Source organism: Segatella cerevisiae (genome assembly GCF_024054555.1).
In the GTDB taxonomy this organism is placed as follows: Bacteria; Bacteroidota; Bacteroidia; order Bacteroidales; family Bacteroidaceae; genus Prevotella; species Prevotella cerevisiae.
In genome coordinates, this window is record NZ_JAMXLY010000068.1 from 1 (window position 1) to 8,695 (window position 8,695).

Consider the following 8,695-nt stretch of genomic DNA (forward strand, 5'->3'; position numbering starts at 1 on the left):
CATTTTTGCTTGCTTTTAACACTCAAAGTTACAAATTTTCCGTGAATTGACCAAATGTTACATCATGTATCTTACTGATAATCAATGAAATAAATGTTAAATCAACTTATTCAGCGGACCCTATTTATGGTTTTTGTATATGTATACTGCAAAGTTAATTTGTATATGTAAGAATCACTACTTTTCCCTTTCATATTAACAAAAATTTTAACAATTTCACACGAAAGGTGCACACAATAAAAAATTTGTGCAAAAAATATAGGGAATCAGGATATTTGGAATGCTTAATGATCACATATAGCATTATGTTATCCTAAAGTCTGATATTGATCCGACATTTTCGGTATTTTTATTTCTTTTTGTTAGTATAATAGCTGTTTGTGTTACAATAAACAAATGACTTCGGTGTCCTTTATTACCATTTTGTTATCCTCTTTTCTCGATTTATAAATGTTGCACAAAAATAAATGGAATGAGCAATAATTAAAATAATATTTACATTTTAATATTCATATATAAATTTTTATATGCTTCTGACCAATCTTCTCAAAAGGATGCTTTTGCAGAGTAGAAAGGGTTTTCCAAGGAGTTTCCTAGTGAATGAGAGGGTGCATAAACTGATAATATTTATTCCTGTTACCATCTCTAAAGGCGCATGAGACAATCCTGATAGCAATGGGGTGCCGGAAGTGGGGTTGGGGATGATAGATTGAGATGATTCGCAAGGATCGTACCAGAAACTTCTGTCGTTAATCCTGATGGACTCCCTTTTTCAATTGCTTAATAGCGTATCTAGGTTAAAGAATGCTTTCTAAGACCATCATGGAAGGCAAGTATCAGTTGTTCCTTTGATTTTCCTTTATGTTGATGATGGTTTTGAGGAGTGAGAGATTGACTTGACTGTCGATATAGGCAGCTTTATAATTTTGGAAGAGGTCTTGTTTGATCTCAAATTCTCCGCAGAGGTCGATGCCCAAGACGTCATTCTGTGACAGGAGCAGGGACAGAGCCAATTGCAGCTCTCGTAATGTGAGCGATCCCTGGTCCCAATTTGTATGTACAAACAGAGTGCTGAGAACGTCTTTGTCAATGGAAATATAAATTGGACCTTCGATTTTAAGATCTCCTGTGGTCGAGAGTATTCGGCGCAGTTTTTCCCGACTGAAATAAACGACTCTTTTGAGATAGTTTTTGGGAATGTCTCTTACAGCTTTTCCTGATGCACCGATAATGATCACCTTTTTGAAACTGGGGTTTTGATCGGCTGTGACCTGTACCCAATTTCCGCAAGAAAGAAAACCGGGAATCAGAGAGGGTTGCATGTCCGTGTGATGATCGAAGAGGACTAATGTGAATTTCCGGTCTATTTTGTATGTCCAGAATTTGGAGAGATAGTGATAATCTCCGTTATCAATGAAATGTATACCTCTATAAGTGTATGGGGCGATTATTTTTGTAATGGTTTTGGCCGCCTCCTGACTGCAATAGCAATCTGTTCCACTGATATGGGAGCAATCGAGTTGAATGAAGTCGGGGTTATTGGCAAAAGGTTCAAGTTCATAGGCTCCCGAAAGATTCATGATAATGACGGGTTCCTTCATGATTTTTATATCTGAATGATGATGATGGTTATCGGATTAATAATGGAAATAACCGTTTTCTCAAGTAATTGATGAAAACGGTTATTATTCATTCGAGAAGAGAGAAAAGTATCTATTTGTTCATGATATCTTTTTTAGCTACCTTAGCCTTGAGAACACCTAAATAATGAGGTGCAATCTCGAGATCTCCATAGATGAAGGTGATGCTGTCTTTCCCGATGATGAAGTTGTCTGGAATATAAACTGGAGCATCAGAGAACACGTTCAAACTGTCATGAAGTTGTTGCGCATTTTTTACTTTCAACTGTTTGACCAGGCTATTCACAATTTCCTTTTTGGTCTTGTCGGCAGAAATCTGTTTCAGGAGTTTCTCTTTGCTGATAACTTCACCGTCTTTCTTGTCTACATTTATTGTAATACTGGAAGACATGCCGTTCGCTCCACCTGTATAGACGTATTTGTCAAAGGCGAGACTTGTGGTCTGACCATTGTCAATAGCCTTTCCGTTAGCGATAAACTCATAATTACATGACTGTGAGGTTTTGTCCTTGGCATATACCGGGCCACATTCTTTCCGATAGCTCTGGATAAATTCCTGAACAAATTTGTTGACGGCATTCTTGGGAGTCAGATCTTTCAAGGATGAAGGCTTGACAAAATCATTTTTGAAAGCGTCCGAAGACAGGATGTAATTGTTTACCTTTTGGGCACTGTCTCCTTTGGCATAGACAAGTGTGATTTTGATCTTTGCCTTAGGAGAAGTGGAATCTCCGGGGACAAGATTGGCAGTAGTATCTATTGCCACCTTATCAAATGTCACCGGCGCAGATATACTTTTGTTCTGGCAGGCGCATAAGGAAATGCCAATAAATAGGACCACAGGGGCAAACCCCATAAACTTGATTTTTCTCATCTTATTTGTTTTGAAGTTAATTATCCTTGCTGATAGATTTGAATTGTTTGCCGTCATGGAAAGCACTCCCTACTTTTTCCCCAACGATGCGGTAAACACCTGCAGTATCGTCCAGAAGAATAGGTTGGAGGCGATCAATGTCAATCTGCCCTTTTTCATTCAAAATGTGTTGGTCGGCAATCATATTGATTACTTCACCAACTACCCGAAACTCACTTTCACTGACTTCTTTCATCTCGGTTACACGACATTCCAGTGTTAAAGGGAAATCTTCAAAAACAGGTGCATCAATACGCGACGATTTGCTCGTCTTCCAACCGGTTTCCTTTATCTTGTCTTTGTCTTTTCTTCCAGAGACCAAACCTACAAAGTCTGCTTGTGCTTCATTGTCACGATTAGCATAAGCCAAAGTAAAGCATTTCTTTAGTTTCAGGTTTTCCGTCGTCTGATGTGATCCGATATTCAAAGCGACCGCTTTCGGACCACATTGCCCAGCCCACGCAACATTCATGGCATCAGGTATGCCTGCAGAATTATAAGTGCCGATAACCAAAACAGGTAAGGGTGTGAAAAACATTTTGGCTCCTAAATTCTTTTTCATTATAGTACAGATCTTAGTTTTTGTGACATAACCAATCACATATTACAAAGATATGTGAAAATCAGGTATCTTGATAAAACCTGATATGATTTTTAAGAAAAGATAACGATTATTGTTTTATCTTTTTTCATAGACGTCATGCTATATTTTCTGTTTATATCTCTATTTCTTTCCTTTTTTCACTTAAAACCGATTGCCTTATTGATAAATGTGGATTGCCATTGTAGAGAAATTCTTATCTGACGTCTGAAACTTAAAAAGCAGAATACTTATTGATCCCGATCGGTATGAGTTGAGTCGATTTTAGGAGTCTTTTAAGAAATGGAGTGGGTGGTTCACTCCTTTGCATCTGAAGATGTACGTCCATTTATTTTATTGACCCTTAATCATTCAATTTATTGACTTTTATCCATTCACTCCATTGATGCACGACTATACATTCTGTTCGCCGCTTTATGAGGTGCTAATGATGAGTTTTATGAGGTCCTGTTAATGAGTTTTATGAGGTCCTGTTAATGAGTTTTATAAGGTTCTGTTCATGCGTTTTATGAGGTTCTGTTCATGCGTATCCTGACACTGTCCGGATACGCTTTGTTAGGGGCTAATAAAGCGCTTCTTTACACCCTGTTAAACCGCTTCAACAGATTGCCCTAACATTTTTGTCAACCAAAATTCAAAATAGGGAACGGGGAGGGAACGAGAAGGGAACGGAAGGGAACAGATTTGTTTTCGGTCTATTCTTTCGCACCCGTTGGTGGAATTAATCAGGATTAAAAAATAGATGTATTCGTAGGATTTTCAAAATTTGTTTCTTAATCCTTTAACAATTTGTCAACCAGCATTCTTATCATATCTTCATTAATATTGATGACACCTGCATTATTAATCATATTTGCATTTTCTGTTCCTTTTCTTATCACAAATCTACGCTGCTTGCCGTTGATGACAGCCATTAAATGATAATTTCCTTTGTAGGCCTGTTCAATGTGCGCATTAGTTATTTTTCGACCATTATTGTCCGTAAACGAAAAGTTACTATTGCTTGTAGCAATGTAATTCCACGCAGTAAGATTTTGAATAATAGTAGTTTCAATTCTTCCAATCCAATTTTTTCCAACATCATTCTTTTTTGCAAGGGTACGGAATGAAGAAACGGCTTCCTCCACCTCCTTAATAATAGATTCTGCCTTACGGATACCATTATCAGATGCAAACTTAAGAACATCATTGTTAGTAATGCCTATTAGTTTCCCTCTTATCATCAGACATCGCTCTTCTTGTGGCATGTACCCGCCTCTATTAAAGATATAGGTAATATCGTAAGCTGGAGACAGTCTCCAATGTCCTTTCTTATCCATAATAAAGGAAAAATTCTTGTCATGGTCATCCGTATTATTGGCAAGTACATTGAATACCATTCTTCTAAACACCTCTTCGGAATCCTTCTCTGACAATCTTAATTTACGGCACACCCATAAAAGTTGTTCATAGCTATCAGTTCCTGGGTACATGGCAGCAAGGGTTTGGGTGTGGAGTTTTTCCTTTCCATCACGATCAAAACGTTTGGTTAGGAAGTGGTTAATACCTTCAACCTTCCATAATTTAGAGTCGGAAATATTGATACCTGCTTGACGAGCCATTTCAAAGTAGGTTATTTCTATTTCTGCACTAGAACGCTCTGGGTCTCCAAATTTTAAAATATAGCTTTCAAAACCCTCTTCACTTTCGACTTGTCCGGAACGAATCTCGTTGGTATCTTTGTTGATAGCAATAATCGTCTTGGGTTGACGACCTCCAGCCGAAGTACCCAATGCTATCAAAGACTGCATCGTAATGGATTCTTCAGGTAAAATATGAATACCTTCCTTTTGTTGATAAATCTTTTGAGCTAGACGAGCCAATGACTGTACATCTACTTTATCTCTGTGCTTGTCGTTGGCATCAATTGTCGGTTCAAACTCCAAAGCCCCCATACCACGCTTGCCGATAAAGGACAATTTTTCCAAAGGGGTAATATTGGCGCTACTGATACGATTCTCAATGCGCCAATATTCAAAAAGTTTATTGCCCCAGTCATCTGGTAAAGAATCAGCTATGAATGAAGGTAACTTTTGATACTTTCGGTCATCTTCTCCATAAATGGGATTGTGGCTTTTTGGATTGTTCAACGGGGCAACAAGTGGAGCTATATCAAGATTGGAGTCAAGCATATTAGGATTGAACATAAAGTAGGCACTACGACGTTTCTCATCCCATGCTAAACGCCCTATCTCATTTCCCCATAGTTTAACTGCTAATATTCTTTTCATTTTTTATGCCTTATCCGTTGAATTTTCTTCTTTTCAGTACGATAGATATACGGAGACTCAGGAAGCTCTGGCAGAACTTCTTCAAGATTGTTAATCATGCCAACAGCTTTCAGTAGTAGAATAAAAGTACCAAAGGAAAGATTTCGGGTATTTCCATTCTCAAATGTATTTACAGTCTTTATGTTTACTCCAGCCTGTTCAGCAATATCTTGTTGTGTAAGATTTGCATTAACTCTGTACATCTTGAATCGCTGTCCCATCAGATGAACAATTTCAGGTACTGAATATTCATAAAAATCCAACATATTCACTTAATTAATAATAGGTAATATATTCCCTATAAAGTCTTTTTATATGCTTTAATAGGTAATATAAGTAATATTATTACGCAAATATAAGCTATTTAAAGGTAGCTTCCAAAGAAAAGAAGAGAATATTTAATATTTTACCTCAAATACTTGTCAACATGGAAGGAAAAGATTAATTTTGAATCATAAGAACGCTTTTTATCTGAGGCTGCTAGGTGGTGTGGCGAAGTGAATTTTGTTTTCACTGTCAATAACAGATGCTCTATCATTAAACTGAGGGTTATAAGATCTTCTATTGTTGTTGTTTCACTTCTTGAAGATAGTCCAAGTTTATCCGCAGCACAGTTTATCCCCAATAAAGAAACACCTTCAGTAGTGGCAAAACATAATCTTTCTATATAGTTCGTCGGATACTTTTCTCCAAAGGATTTACATATTATTTACAAATAGGCAACTCCACACAACATAGAATTTGATGGATAGACTATTGGGTATCTCGTAAAACAACTATAAGGACTGATTATTTTTACATTCTACTTCTTTGTGCTTGTCCGGCGCTTGTCCCTTTATATTTGCTATTTGTTACATTAAATTTATAAATTATCGTGAAATTTACCGAGCTTGAAGAATAACTTTTATAATTTGTTGACCGTTGAGGTCCCGAATAGAAGACACGGCGTTGGTCTGCTGTTCCGAACAAATCACTTACATAAAGCTGCAATATAAGTCGATTCTTCAATAAAGATTTATACAAGGATACATCTGTATTAAAATATTTCCGTACAAATTTATTGCCCATATTCCCAGTCGTTTGTGTGGTGGCTATTACAGAGGCTGTCATCCATTTTGTGTCGAATGTGTTAGTCAACTGGAAAGTTGCAGAAGGATGGTTAAGGGCCTTTCCTTCATGGGTATCCATGTGATACCATTGTTTGAACGCCATCATTTCGAGTGCAGGATTCCAAATCCCAAACTTTGGGCTCAAAGCCAATGATACTTGAACATTGTTATAAGACGGCATATTCTCCGGACGTTCCAAGGTGGTTTGTGGATTGTCTTTATACGTTTGGACCAAAGTGCAAACTTCATCTGATAGATGTGTGTAGATTGTCGATAAGTTTAGCCATTTCCACGAAAAGGCATAACTTATATTTTTACTGATAGATGGTACAAGGAAAGGATTTCCCGACTCATAAGTATAGCGGTTGACATACTGTATACCATCACGCAATTCTTCATAAGACGGACGATAAATATCTGTGGAATAGATGAGTTGCATTTGTGTTTTTCCCACAGGCAGTGAGAGTGCTAGGGAGGGAAAGAGATTACCATACGTCTTGCTTTGTTTTGCTACATACGTGCCGTGATCATAATAGTTGAAGTCAATGTATTCATACCGCAATCCTGCCTGCACATCCAGTTTGCCAAATGTTCTATGGTAATCGAAAAATGCAGATGTCATTTTTTCCTTTATCCGATTATTTTCATCATTTACAATATCTTGTGGGAATACCATATAAAGATTTTTGCGTTTTGATGTCGAAAGTTCACCTCCAAATGAAAGGTTGCCAGAGATAAAAGGAGTAGACAACACAAGTTTGGAAGCAAACAGACGGTTGTATATTCTGCGGTTAGAATTGATGTCTTGAGTTGTCTCTGTTTCCCCCAATTCGGCATATCGTTCTAAGTTATCCATCCGTTCCTTATTTCCTAGCCAATAATAATCAGTGTTGAAATCAACACCAAACCTTCCTATTTTGCCCACGTAATATGCATTTGCCGATACGGCTTTTGAGGTAGCAGGTGATTCTACATGTGAAGTGGACGATTCTGTTTGTTGTTCATTCTGCATAGCTACGCCCTTCAAATCGGAGACACCCAAATTCTTTGCTTGGCGGTTGTAACTGATACTTGCACCCAAAGAGTTGTCTTTATCCAACATGTAACTTGTAGCCCATCGTACATAAGGATTGATATTGGTGTATTCTTGAGTTATGTCAGTTTTCTGTCTCCATGTATCATCAAGGTATGTTATTTGCTCTATTTGTTTATCATCTTGCCGATGTGTATATGCTCCGTAGAATTGAGCATTCATATCCAACTTTCCCTTGCGATAATTTAAGCGCAAACTCTCGCCCCAACTCATTCGCTTTTGTTCGTTTATCTCCGAGTTGGTTTTTGTTTCAAGACTGAATCCCTCACCAACAGCTTTCTTTGTGGTTATAAGTATCACGCTTTTTACACTTGAATCATAGCGCGCTCCGGGATTGGTTATCACCTCTACATTCTTGATTTCATCAGGCTGTAGACGTTCCAACTCCATTCCATCACGCATTTTTCTTCCATTTATATATACATCAGGAGTTCCTCTTCCAAACACTTCTATGCTTCCATTCTTTGCAGAAATATTTGGAATCAAATTGAGTAGATTTTCCATCGATGTGGTTTTTTCCAACACACTGCCCGCAACAGTTGTTGTCATTCCTTCTCCATTGAGTTTCGTCTTCGGCAACTGTGATTTTACAATAACCTCGCCAAGTATATGAGTATCCTCATTCAAGATTATTGTCAAAGAATCTAGTCCGGAATATTTCCTTAGCACCGTCTTATAACCAATAAGTGAAATTTTCAGCAAACTCCCTTTCAAAATACTATTGATTCTAAATTTTCCATTGTCATCACTTGTTGTACCACTGACAAACGCAGAATCCTGCTCAGATAGTACTACTATATTGGCAAATGAAAGTGGGTTATGATGCTCATCTATAACAGTACCTGAAACACACTGTGAGTTTACTTTTACCCCCGAATATAACAATAGAAGAAAGAATAATATTTTTTTATGATTATCCTCAATTGGGTGATTAATAATTTTGAGTATTCCCCGATATTCATTACCTTTGCATCAATTATCAAAACCTCGTCAAAATGAAACTGATAGAATTTTCAAAACGCTTCCCCGA

At 37.4% G+C, this 8,695-nt stretch carries 7 protein-coding genes; all 7 read right to left on the bottom strand.

Features of this window, described 5'->3' with window-relative positions:
* Positions 1-836 precede the first annotated feature (836 nt).
* The gene (locus tag NG821_RS11840) at positions 837-1,601 is read right to left on the bottom strand and encodes an arginase family protein (RefSeq protein ID WP_252761867.1); all 765 of its coding nucleotides are present in this window, start codon (positions 1,599-1,601) and stop codon (positions 837-839) included.
* A gap of 112 nt (positions 1,602-1,713) precedes the next feature.
* On the bottom strand, positions 1,714-2,514 hold the full coding sequence (locus NG821_RS11845) for a DUF3298 and DUF4163 domain-containing protein (protein ID WP_252761868.1): 801 nt from the start codon (positions 2,512-2,514) through the stop codon (positions 1,714-1,716).
* Positions 2,515-2,530: 16 nt separating this feature from the next.
* Complete coding sequence (locus NG821_RS11850; RefSeq protein ID WP_252761869.1) at positions 2,531-3,115, bottom strand: flavin reductase family protein; 585 nt, start codon at positions 3,113-3,115, stop codon at positions 2,531-2,533.
* Between the two features lie 812 nt (positions 3,116-3,927).
* Entirely contained in the window at positions 3,928-5,424 is a 1,497-nt protein-coding gene (locus tag NG821_RS11855; protein ID WP_252761870.1) for a type II toxin-antitoxin system HipA family toxin, read from the bottom strand.
* Positions 5,421-5,729, bottom strand: a complete 309-nt coding sequence (locus tag NG821_RS11860) for a helix-turn-helix transcriptional regulator (protein WP_252761871.1) — start codon at positions 5,727-5,729, stop codon at positions 5,421-5,423. Before NG821_RS11860 ends, NG821_RS11855 begins: the two co-directional genes overlap by 4 nt.
* A gap of 140 nt (positions 5,730-5,869) precedes the next feature.
* Positions 5,870-6,172 carry a cysteine peptidase family C39 domain-containing protein gene (locus NG821_RS11865; RefSeq protein WP_317233095.1) on the bottom strand — a complete coding sequence of 101 codons (303 nt, stop codon included), beginning with the start codon at positions 6,170-6,172 and terminating at the stop codon, positions 5,870-5,872.
* 86 nt (positions 6,173-6,258) lie between these two features.
* Positions 6,259-8,550 (bottom strand): TonB-dependent receptor domain-containing protein, encoded by a 2,292-nt coding sequence (locus NG821_RS11870; protein WP_252761872.1) that lies wholly within the window; start codon positions 8,548-8,550, stop codon positions 6,259-6,261.
* Between the last annotated feature and the right edge of the window lie 145 nt (positions 8,551-8,695).

What these genes read in the sequence shown, in the direction of transcription:
- NG821_RS11850 (WP_252761869.1), bottom strand. Translation starts at nt 3,115, where the DNA reads ATGAAAAAGAATTTAGGAGCCAAAATGTTTTTCACACCCTTACCTGTT.
- NG821_RS11860 (WP_252761871.1), bottom strand. Translation starts at nt 5,729, where the DNA reads ATGTTGGATTTTTATGAATATTCAGTACCTGAAATTGTTCATCTGATG.
- NG821_RS11840 (WP_252761867.1), bottom strand. Translation starts at nt 1,601, where the DNA reads ATGAAGGAACCCGTCATTATCATGAATCTTTCGGGAGCCTATGAACTT.
- NG821_RS11855 (WP_252761870.1), bottom strand. Translation starts at nt 5,424, where the DNA reads ATGAAAAGAATATTAGCAGTTAAACTATGGGGAAATGAGATAGGGCGT.
- NG821_RS11845 (WP_252761868.1), bottom strand. Translation starts at nt 2,514, where the DNA reads ATGAGAAAAATCAAGTTTATGGGGTTTGCCCCTGTGGTCCTATTTATT.